This is a genomic window from Mycobacterium uberis (genome assembly GCF_003408705.1).
Lineage (GTDB): Bacteria > Actinomycetota > Actinomycetes > Mycobacteriales > Mycobacteriaceae > Mycobacterium > Mycobacterium uberis.
Window position 1 is genome coordinate 22,753 of the sequence record NZ_QAYL01000016.1, and the last position, 14,746, is coordinate 37,498.

The following is a 14,746-nucleotide window of genomic DNA, read 5'->3' on the forward strand; positions in this document are numbered from 1 at the left end:
GCTCGGGGCCAGCGGCTCGACCGAGCCGCAAGGCCGGGGTGATCGTCGTTTTGGTGGATGGCCAACTGACCTGGCTCGCCGAATACGGCGAGCAATCGTGTGACATTCACCAACGGTCCCACCGCTGAGCACGCCACGGCCATGGCCCTGGCCGAGCGCATCAACGGGATGCCGACCCTGCACCCCGGCCGGGTCCAAACCGGTGGTGGACGCACTTGCCGCCGCTGGTTTCTCCCGCATCCCACGCGCGTTGCGGCCGCGCTAAGCAAGGCCCCCCGAAGTAACACCGTATGACATATCGCGGCCACGCTGCGCGAGCACCTAGCCTGTCGCACGCTGACACATAGTTTGCCTATCGGTCGCCTAAAGTTTATCAGGAGTTAATCTATTGCTGATTTCGCCATAATGGCGGAGTCAACAGTGCAAGGAGTCGGTAATTAGCCATCCCCCATGCGCGTGTACGGGTTCGTTCACCATGAAGCGAAGTTGGCCATGACGGGTACGACAGATTCGCGTTCATGTGGTTGCCATCGAACCACACACGGCCTGGCTGACAACTGCTGTCGTGTCCTCCGTGATCGAGGGGCCTTCGACAAAGGGAGTAGCGTACCTGGTCGGGACCGCGACAACGGACCAACAAACCATCGCTAAGCCGACGATCCTTGAGCAGTTTGCAGGCGACCGAGGAAGAAACAACAAAAAACGATACCTATTAAGTAGGAAGCCTTACCAACCGAAGTCAACTCCGTCAACATAGCTGGCGGCCCGGGACCTTACTCTTTTTGCCACCGCCTGGATGTGGAACGCAGTGACGGAGGAGATGTATCCCCTAATTGAGTCGTTTACCCAAGTTTTCGAGGGATTGGAAGAGCGGTGTTCAGATCCGTCAGCAATGCAAATGGTTGAGGCGGCCAGGACGTTTTTGAGCTGGCTGTTTAAGCTTCAAAACCAACTCGACGTGCCCCTCAAAGAGATCGCTTACCTCGGCACGGAATATCCCAAATACGCTTCGTATGATGTTGTGCTCGCAAGTGATCGACACAAACCGCACTCGGGTACAGAAACTGTTAGCGAACAACGCGTTCAGGCAACATGCCACAGAAAGCGCAAATCTTAAGAAACAATACTTAGAACAAGGCTTCACGGTGATGGAGACCTATGACGTGGCCGTGTTCGACACGTTGTCAGCAATGCCTCGGTAGGTGCGGCCACCGATCATCACCGCAATCGAGTTGGCCCAGCAAGCCACCACGGTCTAGCCGGCCAGCCATAAGACCACGCTCAACCGCACCGGTCCGGCAACAAACAATACGGCGGCGAGCACCACAGGAGTTGGCGGGTCTGTAGCGCCTTGCTTCTCAAGTAGCAGCTAGGGCAGAATCAGGCTGGCTCGGTATCAGTCTCTGTAAGGAAATAGGTTATGGCATAGCATATTTCGTTATCTAGACTGTCAACTGTGCTGTCGTGACCTTAGTGTGGCGGCCGGTAGTAGCGACAGCGACTGCCACACCTAACCGCAATCGTCCAACAATGCGCCGGTACGCACCGGACCTACGCCGCGAGTGCGGCTCAGATGGATAAGTTAGCGGGGCCCGGTCGATCCCGTTTTAGCACGTTCCCGAGATGTGATGGCACCGCTCGCGGACGCTGCATGAAGATTAGCCGCGAGCATGCGCCAGGAGAAACTGCGCAATAATTTCCGACGCGTCGAACGCGCGAGTGGTGGACCCGATGACCACCTTGGGTAGATATTGCTTGCCGCCCGGCCAAGTGTGACCGCCTTTGTCGATCTTGTAGAAGACCACTTCAGCAGAATCGGCACACGCAGTGTAATCAAAGCGGCGGACGAAAGTTCCGTCCCCAACGTCAGGCAACTCCTGTTGCGACGAATCACCTTGGCACCCATTGGCCGTGCGCCACTTGTCCACCATGTTGGTCGCCGAGACCGCATGACTGACCCCGCCGCGACCATGCACGTCCCCACCATTGAACGGCACCAGCGGATCATCAGTTCCGTGCGCATCTATAACTGACACCGGCTGCGACGGATGGCAGGCCACGCCAACGCCCAACGTACCGGCCACTGGGGCGATCGCGGCGAACACATCGGCACGATCACACGCCAGCTTGTTGGACATGAAACCCCCGTTGGACATGCCGGTAACAAAGACATGCCCGGGAGCAACACCGAAATCGTTCTGCAGTTTGGCCGCCAGCGCAACCAAGAAACCGACGTCGTCGACGTGCCGACGGTCCGCCGGCGACGCTCCTCGTCCGTCGGCCCAGCTCTTGTCGTAGCCATCGGGATAGGCCACCAGCAGGTTGTTGACGTCGGCGACAGCGTCAAAGTCGGTAAGGCCCTGCTGCCCAGCTCCAGTGCCACCGCCACCATGCAGATTGAGCACCAGGCCGACAGGAGGGCCCGGCGGAACGTGCAGTACGTAGGTCCGATTCAAGCCGCCAAATGGAAATATCCCAGGTTGATCGCGAGCGCTGGTCGATACTTGACGCCCGACACATCCAACCAGGCAGACCGCGAGAACAGCGGACACTAGCCATCGCGCCGTGTTCAAGCTGCTGCGCCCTGTCCGACAACCTGGGCCGCTGCATGTTCGTCGAGCACCGTGGGGCCGGGAACGATCACCCAGTCACCCACCGACTTCGCCATAGTGCGGCAGATCGTACCGCTCAATCTCATCGGCGAGCCAGGGGTTGCCGGGTCGACCACGTCCTGCACTCATAACGAGACGTCCGTTAGTTCTCGGCGGCTGACAAACTCGCGACACGACCCAGTGACCGGATCGTTGAACTCGACGCGCTGCGCCAAAAACTGCAAATATTAGAATATAAAGGATCACCTACAATCCGCATGCCCAAGGACGCCATGCACAGCAGCAATGGGTGGGTGTGTCCGGTACGCGGAGTCAGCCGATACAGCCCATCCGGCGAAATCAGCTTCACCAGCTTCTCCACGTTAGACAAACCGGGCTCGCAGACCGCCTTCAAGTTGCCCCGGCGTTTGACGATGCGAACTTGGATTAGACGCGGCAATACCAGGGCCGGATCAACCGCCACCTGCTCTAGGTAAATCTTGCGCACCGCATCACGGGAGAATAACGTCTGGCACCGGCCACACAACTCACGCCGGGTGGTGAACAGCAGCACCCCAGCTGCCAGCTGGTCAAGTCGGTACGCCGGGTTCAGCTCCGATAACCCTAGTTCTCGGTTCAGCCGCACCAGAACGGTGTGCGCGACGTGTCGCCGCTGCGGCATGGTGACCAAGAAATGTGACTTGTAGGCTACAACGATATCCGCATCTCTATACAGCGCCAGGATTTCTAAAGGCACGAACATTTCTTCAGACAGGTCACGATAGAGGTAGACACTGACCCCGGTTGACAGCACGGTGACCTCACCAACCACCCTATCGCCAGCGTCGACAACTTCTCCGGCTAGCATTTTCGTGCGAGCCTGCGGGCCAAACTGAGTGGTCAGCTCAGCCAGCACTGGTCCGCCATGCAGCCGCACCCAGCCGGAGTCCATGCCATCCTTAACTGGCAACGGCGCGGGTCTCCGCGACACTTAATAGTCCGCTCAATTTAGCGGCACCGGCTCGAGGATCTCGGCGCGCGCCTCGGGCGCGCTGGCCCGCAACATGTCCGCCGAGACGTCGTCGGGCTGGGCCTGTGACAGTACCTCGGCCTCCACCCGCGCGTTATAATTCGCTACCTCCCGACCAATATCCTCAGCTGTCCAACCCAACACCGGGGCAACCGTATCGGCCACCTCCCGGGCGCAGGCAACGCCGCGGTGTGGATATTCGATAGAGATCCGCATCCGGCGGGCCAGAATATCCTCGAGATGCAGGGCACCCTCGGCGATTACTGCGTAGCGAGCTTCCACCTTCAAATAGCCCGGCGCTTCCTTAATTGGACTGAGCAGGTCGGGTGCTTCTGCCGCCAAGGCCAAAACGTCACCGATGAGCGCACCGTAGCGATCCAATAGATGACGCACCCGGTACGGGTGCAGACCCTGCAACGCGGCTACATGTTCGACCTGATTGATCAGCGCAAAGTAACCATCAGCACCCAGCAGGCCCACTTTCTCGGTGATCGACGGAGCGACTCGGGCCGGAACAAATGCAACCGCAGCGTCAATTGCGTCGGCGGCCATCACCCGGTAGGTGGTGTACTTACCGCCGGCGATAGCAACCAGGCCCGCAACCGGCACTGCGACCGCGTGTTCGCGGGATAGCTTGGAAGTGTCGTCGCTTTCGCCAGCGAGCAACGGGCGCAGCCCAGCGTACACCCCATCGATGTCGGAGTGGGTCAACGGAGTAGCCAACACGGTGTTGACAGTCCGCAGGATGTAGTCGATATCCGCCTTGGTGGCCGCAGGATGGGCCAGGTCGAGATTCCATTCGGTATCAGTCGTTCCGATGATCCAGTGGTTACCCCACGGGATGATGAACATCACGGACTTCTCGGTGCGTAGGATCATCGCGACATCACTGACGATTCGGTCCCGCGGTACTACCACGTGCACACCCTTCGACGCGCGCACTTGAAATCGTCCACGCTGCTTGGACAACGCTTGAATTTCGTCGGTCCAGACCCCGGTCGCATTGACCACGACGTGGCCGTGGACCTCGGTAACCGCGCCATCTTCCGAATCACGGACCCGCACACCGACTACCCGATCACCCTCGCGCAGCAACGCGACCACCTGGGTAGAGCACCGCACGACTGCGCCGTAATGCGCAGCGGTGCGTGCAACGATCATGGTGTGTCGGGCATCGTCGACGACAGTATCGTAGTAGCGAATACCACCGATCAAGGAGCTACGTTTTAGGCCAGGACTCAGCCGCAGCGCACCCGCACGAGTCAAATGTTTTTGCGCCGGAACAGATCGTGCACCACCAAGGCGATCGTACAGAAAGATGCCGGACGCCATGTACGGGCGCTCCCACCAGCGTTTGGTGAGCGGAAACAAGAACGGCAACGGCTTGACTAGATGCGGTGCCAACGTGGTCAACGACAGCTCACGCTCATAGAGTGCCTCACGCACCAGACCGAACTCTAGTTGCTCGAGGTAACGCAACCCGCCGTGAAACATTTTCGACGAGCGGCTAGACGTGCCCGAGGCCAAATCCCGCGCCTCAACCAGCGCCACTTTGAGGCCACGCGTGGCAGCATCCAGTGCACATCCAGACCCCACCACGCCGCCGCCAATAACCACCACGTCAAACTGCTCAGTACCAAGCCGCTCCCAGGCCACCACGCGTTGCTGCGGTCCCAGCGCGGAATCCGGCCATGTTTGCCCGCTCTCCGGTGCGTGCATCGGGTCAGTCACGACCAGGACTCCTCAGTAACTCGTTGGTAAGGGTGCTCCACCAAAGCTAGTTCCTCAGTCGGCCACGGATCAGGTCTTAGTCCAGATTCATCGTGTGCCTTCAGCCGGCACGCGGCCTCTACGATTGAATCGGATAATGAAAATGAAGGGGAAACAACGAGCGTTTGCGTCAACCCATTGACGGTGATCCGGTTTTGCCCCGCCACAACGATCGGCAGGTTCAACTCAGAGGCGATCGGCGCCACCATGTCGCCGATTATTACACCAGTGGACGGGCAGCAAACATCTTGACGAACCCATGACGCACTGCGGACATCTTTGCACGCGCATTGGCCCGCAACGGCAGCATGGTGGTCCGGGCAAACACCGAGCCGTTGTCTATCGCCAATTACGGCACCCCTACCGCTGCGATCTAGGGCCTGGTGAACACCATCACCACGATGGTGTGTAACCGGATCAGAGTTGAAGCTCTCACCCAACGCGTACTAGGCATCCATCCGGATCTATACAGCCACCACCTACACCAATGGCTAGCGAGCCGCTGTAATCATCTGCTACATAAACACTGGGTGCTGATATCCATAATACCCGGTCCACGGTCAGTTAGCTGCCCCACCCCAGCGCGATACCGACCGATTTCAGGGCAAAGCCACTGGTGTTGCGGACCGACCTAATGTTCATCAGGGCGTGGCTGCCTTCGACGGTATGGCCGTCGGTCATCGCCAACAGGACACCAGCGTCGATGCGAGTAACCGATTCCGCACCTGTTCTTGAACAACCGGACGCTACGTTCGGCGAATGCCACTTCCAGGACCAACGCCGCGTCGGTGTCCTTGTACGGCAGCACGGGGTCCTGACTGACCACCACCGCCACCGGCACACCCAGTTCGGTGTAGACGTTGACGCACTCCGCGCCGGTGACCTCTAAGCCCACCACGATGAGGTGGTCGGGCAACGCCGCCAAGTCGTAAAGTTACCGCCAGTTCAGGATGCGTTCGCCGTATGGAACAACCGACAGGAGGATCCGCGGACTGGCCTCGGTGGCAACCAACACAAAGTCGGTGTCATGTTCGCTGACGCACCCATCTGCGGCGGTCGCTTTGAATGTGGTGATGAGCCAGACCCAGGGGGGGCAACCAGCTCATCCTGGCAAGCGATCACGTCCACTCCCATGTTGCGCAACTGGGTGGTTACGACAGCCTACTGCGCCACGGCCAGTGTCTTTACCCGGGCATGGATCTCGGGCAACGAAATTTTGGCATCATCGATATCGATATTGAAGCCGAGCGGTTGTACTCGGCGCAGTATGATAAATACGCTAAATTTTTGAACGGCGTGCAGTCGTCCAGTACGGTCGCTCCATTGATGCCATCGGAGTCGATCACGATGACTCGAACTTTTTGCGAGTGTGAGGTGGTCGCCGCCACCAATGCAGCTTCGTCAATCGGCCGGACCTCTACCGAAGATCATGATGCGGGTCACCACAGCCCGTAGCCTAGTTTGGCGACTCCAAGTAGGCGAACACTCTGCCGCGCGGAGTGAGCGCACGGCACGACCCTGCGACTCAGCCAAACCACTGGTTGAACGCCAGACGGGCGTGTGCCGTTTAAGCTTTCCTCGTGCCGCTTTACGCCGCTTACGGATCGAACATGCATCCCGATCAGATGCTCAAGCGCGCACCGCACTCGCCGATGGCCGGAACAGGCTGGCTGCCCGGTTGGCGCCTGACCTTCGGAGGCGAGGATATCGGGTGGGAAGGCGCACTAGCCACGGTCGTCGAAGACCCAGATTCGAGAGTTTTCGTCGTCCTCTACGACATGACGCCAGCGGACGAGATAAACCTGGACCTGTGGGAAGGCTCCGAGTTTGGCGTCCACAAGAAGATTCGATGCCGAGTAGAGCGCGAATCCTCCGACACCACGATCGACCCGGTGCTTGCGTGGCTATACGTGCTGGATGCCTGGGAGGGCGGATTGCCGTCGGCGCGATACCTGGGTGTCATGGCCGATGCCGCCGAAATCGCCGGCGCTCCAAGCAATTATGTCCACGATCTGCGGACGCGCCCTGCCCGTAACATTGGTCCAGGAACCACCGCCTAGCTCTCTGCCTGCGAGCATGCGTGTCTGTTACAGCGACACACCGTTGCGGCCGTCATTTCGCAGACACGCTCACGCCGCCCGGCACAACGTCGTCTGAAGCTAACAGATAAGTTCGTTTGGCCGCTATTTGACGTCATCGGCGATGATGGGCACCACCACACCCAGGCACAAATCCGGTAGTGTGTGTAGTGCACCGACACGTCATCAGTGCCACAGAAATGCGTCCGGGCCGCTGTACCAGTCGAGATCGTTATGCTCGGTCACAACGCGGTATTCAGGCCAGGCGAAGTGAAATCAACAGACCCGCCCGCTCAGGCCCTCGATCTCATACTGCAGTACCGGCTGAGACAATCCACCATTGAAAGTGACTAACCGCGCCTTGCTCTCCACCTGCGACAAAGCCATACTCGACAACTCGCGTAGCGCGATGCTACCACGCCAGCCAGACTGTAGGTCGAACGCAGGCAGTGACCGCCCGGATTCAGCACATGCACATCCGTGGTTCCTTCGGTGTCAAAGCCTTAGGCAGCGGCAATAGCGCCTAGACACGCCGCCACCGTCGTGCCAGCCGTCACATCCAGCTGGCACAGCCTTAATGCCGTGGTCATTTCACCGTCACCATATGATTCCACGCCAAACCCTCTCCAGCGTAACGTGGTCCACGTGTTCCTCTCAGACCGCAACGGATGAGTAATGTCAATACCTGAGCTTGAGGTAACCACTTCACTTTGGACGTCGAATAGCCGACTGAACTCTACGTGCATGCTGACAATCGTCAAGTCAGGCGCCCATGCCCACAATCAAGTCACCTCATGAGTGCCCACAAAATGCCAAACAATACGGCGTGTCGTTATGCAGACACGCACTCTCACGATCAGAAGGTCACAGCCTGCTCGATGGCGTTTACGATCACCCGCAGCTCAATCGCCAACGCCAGCTCGCCGAGGCTGAACGCCGGCTCATGCAGATCCAACTGTAGATTCCCCACCAGACCACACGGCCAGTCACGCCACCACACCCGGGAATTTACTCCAGGTAACCAGGAAAAACCCTCCTCACCGCCGAGTAATAGCCAAATATATCAGGATCAACGGCTTCAAGCCTGTGGGTCAGAATTGTGTGTCGAGACATCCTCCTGGACGATGGACAGGGACGGCACGCCAGTACTGCAGGGTGTGTTCGATCTCCAATGGTGACAGCAGCGCGGACACAGACTGGCCGGATGATTTCGTCGAGGTCGACCCAGGTCTGCCGGCTGGCGGTGCGCACGGTATCGGATAACATTCTGGCTTGGAGTATCACTTTAGCGGCTACGTCCGTGTTGGCCGCGTCCCGCACCAACACAGTGCTGTTTCTCGGATCGATGTGGTATATTTACATACAGTCACCCCGGACAGCTCGGTTATGAGCGTGTCTAACTTGTAAGTCAGGTCGGCGGTCGGGGCATGTGTCCGCCAGTTGAGTACAGCATGATCTCGAGCGACTCGGTCTCCGAAGTAATGGAGCCGTGTCTGACCGCGATCTTGCCCACTTTGAGCCGAGAATCGCAGTGCAAGGCGAAGATGCGGGTCACCTCGGTCAACACCTCGACAGCGATGGCATCGATCGCGCCGCCGGCGCATCAGCTCTTTGGCAGCCTAAAAGATCAATCGCACGCCGACCGGCAGCTCCTACACCGACACTAACGCCACCACAGTGGCCAACAAGATGGCAATATACGCATCATCGCCACAGACATGCGCGACATTAGGCATCATCGATACATAACTTAGAGTGTCGGCGCCTTCCGCTAAAGTGTAGTGTGTCCATATCGGCGCACAGTGTGATCCTGGGCTCGTGTTCAGAGCCCAAAACGCAGGCCAATCCGGTTCCACCGAGCAGCACCTTGGGTGTCAATCGGGCATCGGCCAGCCGTTCGGCAACGAACTGGTATGGTGGCGAACTCCTGGTGACTCAGCCACGACCAGCGGTAGATATGGCAACGCCAGGTGACTAGGTCATCAATGCTAGTGGGCGGCGCGCCAGGATTCGGCTGTGTAGACAAGGCTCAAAGCACTGCCCTGCCACGTCTGCACTGCCAACACCCCGTCCACACTGAATCAGTAGTTTCGGCGAGGCGAACAATCTCGCACGCCAGGATGATCACGCCGTCGATGACTGCGCGATCGGTGCTGAGACCAGCGACGGCCAAGGCGAAAGCACACTGATGCACCGTGGCACCAGCGGCGTCGATACCGAGATCCCCGGCAACACCTATGTGACGTTTCCGATATCAGTACTGCCCAGCGGAAGCCGCGCCTCGACGTCAGGTACCACCAGCTCACGTCCGAGTCGGCCTAAACTCCTCGCGGCACATGTCGGCTAGCCATCGGCCGAGTTTAAACTCCGCATATGCCGATACTGCATGAGCAATTTCATATTCACAGTCGGCGGCTAACACACTCGCAGCAAAGCACACTGCCATTCTGGCTTCCCGCTCATGAAGCAAACCCGATTAGACCACCCGCATCGGATATTGCAACGTCGCGTGCCCGAGGATGACATTGATCGCCTGCACGCCGTTTAGTGACCATGCCATGCACCAGTTGACCGGACCCCAGCTGCTGCCGCACTACCGCAATGGCCACCTGTGCGACAGTGACGGCGCCGGCCACGTTGACCTCCAGATACAGCGCGCACGGAAGCATGCGATTCCTTACCCCGGTATTTGACCGTGACCTCAGACAACGCTAATGAACAGACCGCAGCGCTATCAGTCGGCCCCCGGTACGCTTTCACCGCCACCATGACATCGCCGTAACGTCCCGGCTTGCAATACAAACCATCAACATTTTACCACTGCCCAGCTTCCTCGGCGGAAATTCCCGGCAAGTCCAAGGTGAGACCCGAGTCGTCGGCTACCTCAACAAGCGCCATCGCAGCGCTTACCACCGACGCCACGATGATAGTGTGGCCGCAGGCATGTCCGATCTCAGGCAACGCACCATACTCTGCGCATACCCCGACGGCCGGGAGTCGACTACCAAAGTCAGCACGGAACGCCGTATCTAGACCAGCAACAGGCGTTGCGATTGCGAAACCACGTTCGGCGGCGACTAACGGGTATATCTTAGAGCAGCTGCGACGTTCGGCGAACGCCAGCTCCGGCTCAGCATAAATTGCGTGTGGTAATTGAATAAAATCGGCACCACGACGCTGCACCATATCCTCAAAACTGAATCAATGCGATTATAGTTGGGCACCTAATCCAGTATCGCACCGACCAGCAGCTGCTGTGATCGTAACGATAGCCCACTTCTCACTCACGCCGTTCCGGCGCACACTGTCGCCCGGCTAAGTTCATCCATTGTGACCGAACCCCTACTCGATCCCGACGAACTCGCTCGGCGAGCGGCTCAGGTGATCGGTGAGCGCACAGGGATCCTTGAGCACGACGTCGCGGTCATCCTCGGATCAGGGTGGTCGCCGGCGGTTGCAGCGCTAGACTCACCGATCGCCGTGTTCCCTCAGGCCGAGCTACCCGGGTTCACACCACCCAACGCAGCCGGGCATCCCGGTAAGCTGTTATCGGTGCGAATCGGCACGCATCGTGTGCTGGTGCTGGCCGGTCGCATCCACCCTTACGAGGGGCATGACCTTAGGCACGTCGTGCATCCAGTACGAACGGCGTGTGCCGCCGGTGCACGTACCATTGTCCTCACCAACGCTGCCGGCGGACTGCACGCGGACATGGCAATCGGCCAACTGGTGCTGATCAGTGACCACCTGAACCTGACGACACGTTCACCGTTGTTCGGCGCGCACTTCGTCGACTTAACCGACGCGTACACACCACGACTACGAGAACTCGCCCGCGACACCGACCCGGCGTTGACCGAAGGCGTGTATGCGGCCCAACCCGGTCCGCACTATGAGACGCCCGCGGAAATCCGGATGCTGCGGATGCTGGGCGCCGACCTGGTGGGCATGTCGACGGTGCATGAGACCATCGCCGCGCGGGCGGCGGGCGCCGAAGTGTTGGGCGTGTCACTGGTTACAAACCTGGCGGCCGGGATCACCAGTAAACCACTGAGCCATGCTGAGGTGCTTGCCGTGGGGGCTACGTCAGCGAGCCGGATCGGGTCACTGCTGGCCGACGTCATAGCCCGGTTCTGAAGGCTGCCGTGACACCCGAGGAGTGGATCAAGCACGCTCCCGACCCACGGACAGCCGCAGAGCTGGCCACGTGCGACCCCGACGAACTTGCGGCGCGGTTCGCCCGTGCACTGCGCTTCGGCACCGCGAGCTTGCGCGGACCAGTGCGCGGCGGTCCCGACTCTATGAACCTCGCAGTCGTGTTGTAGGCGGCCTGGGCCCTGGCGCAAGTTACTCGGTGCACGAGCGGGCTCACTGTCCACACCGGTAATCGTGGGGCGCGATACTCGGCACGGCTTGGCAACATTCGTGGCTTCGACTGCTGAAGTACTTGCCGCTGAAGGCTTTTCCGTGCTGCTGCTCCCCGATCCTGCGCCTACACCGATAACAGTGTTCGCGGTGCGCAATACCGGCGCCGCGGCCGGAATCCAGACCACGGCACCGCACAACCCGCCAACCGATAACGAATACAAAGTGTATCTCGACGGCGGCATCCAGATCATCTCTCACACCGACCGCCAGATCGAAACCGCAATCACCGCCGCTCCCTTGGCTGACCAGATCGCCAAGAAGCCCGTCGAACCTAACTGATACCGATTTGGTTGACCGTTATATTCAGCGAACAGCCGTGGTGCGGCGCTGCACCGGTTCAGTTCGGGTTGCACTGACACCAATACACAGGGGTGAGCGGTGCGGTTGCCGTCGAGACACTGCAACGCACTGACTTCGACGACATGCACACCGTTGCGACACAGTTCGCACCCGACCCCGATTTTCCCACTGTCGTGTTCCCAAACTCGGAGGAGCCCAGCGCCACCGACGCACTGTTGACCCTGGCCACCCAAGTCGGGGCCGATGTCGCGATCGCACTGGATCCCGACGCCGACCATTGCGCAGTCGGGGTACCCACCAGCTCGGGATGGCGGATGCTGTCTGGAGACGAAACCGGCTGGTTACTAGGCCGTTACATTTTGTAACATGCCAACAAGCCGGAAGCCGTCGTATTAGCCAGCACCGTGGTGTCGTCGCGGATGCTAGCAACGATCGCAGCACATTACCACGCGGTCCACGTCCGAAACCCTTACCGGTTTCAAGTGGTTGGCACACGCCGACCGCCAACCTGTCAGGCACCCTCGTATACGCTTATGAGGAAGCGATCGGGTATTGCGTCGACTCTACCGCCGTACGCAGCAAAGCAAAGACGGTATCGGCACCGCGGTGTTGGTGTGCGATCTGGTGGCCGCACTGCACAATAATGGCCGTTGGGTGCCTAACATGCTTGACCAACTCGCCCGACGCCACGGCGTGCACGACGTGGCGTCGGTATCGCGTCGCCGACGTCAACGCCAACAGGGTTGCCGACCGGATGCAGCGACTACGCGCAACTCCGCCGAGTCGGCTGGCCGGATTCACCACGACCACTGATATCACCAACGCGCTGATCTTCACCGACGACGACATGTGGGTCCAGGTAATGGCGCGGCCCTCAGGGACCGAACCGAAACTGAAGTGCTACTTAGAGGTTCGCTGCTCGACGGCTGGCAACTTACAATCCGCCAGGAAACGGACTAGTGCACTGCGTGACGAGCTGGTTGCATCGGTGCGGCAATGGTGATTCTCAGACGAGTCAACGGAACCCGGATTGGCGATCGCCGGCATCGTCGAGACCTGGCATGATATATTTTGCTTTGTTGAGCCCTTCATTGATGACGGCGGTGAAGAGCCATGTGTTGAGCGCTACTTCCCCAACTGCTGCAATGCCTTCCGTCACAGCCAGCATTACAGAGAACGGTGACCTCTGTTGCCTAACGACGCAGCAACAAAGCAGCAACAGATCGGTAGTGTGTGTCATCGACCCGCCAGTGGTCAGCATCGGGTCGAGATCCATTACCAACTGGCCGTCAGGTTGTCGAGCAGCAATTCGAAATACGGGATCGGCTGGTGCGTCACCCTCGTCACAGACAATACCGACAAACCCGACCCGGGCCTTGGATAGCGCGACATACGCCTCGTCGACTATACTCGGGCCAGCGCGCAGCACCAGAACTAACAGCAGCGGCCTGGCCAACCGGACACCCAACGTCTGGGTCAAGGCGTGCGGATCGCAAATGTCTCGCAGGGCGTATCCTGGCCCTGGCTGGCCTCTATAGACCAGCATCAACGTCAGTCCACGCAACGCGTCCTAGAACGCGGCGTGCCGGTGCGTTCGTCCTGCAAGCACCGCCAGCCGAGCAACGGCTAGGGGTTGGTCGATGACATGGACATCCACCGGGGTTTGACTCTAGTACAGTATAATAATCGGAACTCGCCCAGCTGACACCGTCCTCGGGGGGTTACCCCCGCCTCATATACTCCCTGACTGCTCTCCCGAGAAGGCTTACGCACCGAGCGTATCGGACTTTCCAGCTGTTCAGCGCTGTGCAGGTGTGCGAGCTTATCGGCCGCCCATCGGTCCCCGGTGTCGACCTGGCCACGGCAGGCCTTCCGACCTCCGCACAACGTGGTCACCGTAGTGGAAGAAAACCACTCGTTAGGCCAATCATCATCAGCAACAACAACCAGTCAGCTCTCTTCATCAACGCGCTGGCAGCTAACGGCGCAATGATGGCCCAATCATTCGCGGAGGCACACCCGAACAAACCGTACTACCAGGCGCTGTTCGCCAATGACACGTTCGGTATGCGGAGAAACCCTTATGCCCGCTCAATGACGATACCTTGTCCAACCTAGATTCTGAACTACTGGCCGCCAGTTACACACTCACGGGGTTCACCGAAGGCTTGGCGCCGGTCATGGCCGCTGACCGCGTCGTTCGTCGTTACCCAATGACGAACGACAACCTACATAGTGGCTTGATCACGGTAGCCAACACCTGGCTCAACCGCAACCTTTCCAGATACGGCCAACTGGGCGGTGGCCAACAATAGCCTGCTTACCGCGACCTGGGACAAGTACGACAACACCAATCGCAACCAAGTCCCAACTGTGTTCTACGGTGCGCATGTGCGGCCCGGAACCTACAACAAGCAGATCAGGCCACTACAGTGTGCTTCTACTCTGAAACAGATGTACGGGCTACCCAAAACGGGTAACGCGGTCAACGCTGCGGCAATCATCGACATTTGGGTTGAGTAGTCACCGGCGGTCTACGTTACCCGTGT

At 59.2% G+C, this 14,746-nt stretch carries 8 protein-coding genes and 6 pseudogenes; 6 read left to right on the top strand and 8 right to left on the bottom strand.

Features of this window, described 5'->3' with window-relative positions; translation table 11 throughout:
- The first annotated feature begins 99 nt into the window (after positions 1–99).
- Positions 100–294 carry a hypothetical protein gene (locus MUBE_RS10365; RefSeq protein ID WP_116540466.1) on the top strand — a complete coding sequence of 65 codons (195 nt, stop codon included), beginning with the start codon at positions 100–102 and terminating at the stop codon, positions 292–294.
- Positions 295–757: 463 nt separating this feature from the next.
- Positions 758–1,117, top strand: coding sequence for a PPE domain-containing protein (locus MUBE_RS20385; protein ID WP_424399081.1), 360 nt, complete (start codon positions 758–760; stop codon positions 1,115–1,117).
- Between the two features lie 541 nt (positions 1,118–1,658).
- Here MUBE_RS20385 and MUBE_RS10375 read toward each other — a convergent pair.
- From MUBE_RS10375 to MUBE_RS10390, 5 genes and pseudogenes are all read right to left on the bottom strand, one after another.
- Entirely contained in the window at positions 1,659–2,573 is a 915-nt protein-coding gene (locus MUBE_RS10375; RefSeq protein ID WP_116540468.1) for an extracellular catalytic domain type 1 short-chain-length polyhydroxyalkanoate depolymerase, read from the bottom strand.
- On the bottom strand, positions 2,570–2,737 hold the full coding sequence (locus MUBE_RS15920; RefSeq protein WP_165849812.1) for a hypothetical protein: 168 nt from the start codon (positions 2,735–2,737) through the stop codon (positions 2,570–2,572). The genes MUBE_RS10375 and MUBE_RS15920 overlap by 4 nt, the downstream gene beginning before the upstream one ends.
- Positions 2,738–3,543: pseudogene (locus MUBE_RS10380) on the bottom strand (pseudouridine synthase).
- 51 nt (positions 3,544–3,594) lie between these two features.
- Positions 3,595–5,340 (bottom strand): glycerol-3-phosphate dehydrogenase/oxidase, encoded by a 1,746-nt coding sequence (locus MUBE_RS10385; RefSeq protein WP_424399082.1) that lies wholly within the window; start codon positions 5,338–5,340, stop codon positions 3,595–3,597.
- 8 nt (positions 5,341–5,348) lie between these two features.
- Positions 5,349–6,837 (bottom strand): annotated as a pseudogene (locus MUBE_RS10390) (FAD-dependent oxidoreductase).
- 134 nt (positions 6,838–6,971) lie between these two features.
- Between MUBE_RS10390 and MUBE_RS10395 the strand changes: the two are divergent.
- Positions 6,972–7,451, top strand: a complete 480-nt coding sequence (locus MUBE_RS10395; RefSeq protein ID WP_116540470.1) for a gamma-glutamylcyclotransferase family protein — start codon at positions 6,972–6,974, stop codon at positions 7,449–7,451.
- An 874-nt stretch (positions 7,452–8,325) separates the two neighbouring features.
- Here MUBE_RS10395 and MUBE_RS19485 read toward each other — a convergent pair.
- Positions 8,326–9,502: pseudogene (locus tag MUBE_RS19485) on the bottom strand (M20/M25/M40 family metallo-hydrolase).
- A pseudogene (locus MUBE_RS10410) lies at positions 9,499–10,655 on the bottom strand (zinc-binding metallopeptidase family protein). Before MUBE_RS10410 ends, MUBE_RS19485 begins: the two co-directional pseudogenes overlap by 4 nt.
- A gap of 144 nt (positions 10,656–10,799) precedes the next feature.
- Here MUBE_RS10410 and MUBE_RS10415 point away from each other — a divergent pair.
- Both MUBE_RS10415 and MUBE_RS10420 read left to right on the top strand, forming a co-directional pair.
- Positions 10,800–11,606: a purine-nucleoside phosphorylase gene (locus MUBE_RS10415; RefSeq protein ID WP_116540471.1), complete on the top strand. Its 807-nt coding sequence runs from the start codon at positions 10,800–10,802 to the stop codon at positions 11,604–11,606.
- 8 nt (positions 11,607–11,614) lie between these two features.
- Positions 11,615–13,200: pseudogene (locus MUBE_RS10420) on the top strand (phospho-sugar mutase).
- A 12-nt stretch (positions 13,201–13,212) separates the two neighbouring features.
- Here MUBE_RS10420 and MUBE_RS10425 read toward each other — a convergent pair.
- Positions 13,213–13,761: a uracil phosphoribosyltransferase gene (locus tag MUBE_RS10425; protein WP_165849813.1), complete on the bottom strand. Its 549-nt coding sequence runs from the start codon at positions 13,759–13,761 to the stop codon at positions 13,213–13,215.
- A gap of 179 nt (positions 13,762–13,940) precedes the next feature.
- Between MUBE_RS10425 and MUBE_RS20390 the strand changes: the two are divergent.
- Positions 13,941–14,720: pseudogene (locus tag MUBE_RS20390) on the top strand (alkaline phosphatase family protein).
- Positions 14,721–14,746 lie beyond the last annotated feature (26 nt).

Bases quoted from the DNA above. Each gene is read 5' to 3' on its own strand.
- MUBE_RS10385 (WP_424399082.1), bottom strand. From the start codon at position 5,340: ATGCACGCACCGGAGAGCGGGCAAACATGGCCGGATTCCGCGCTGGGA.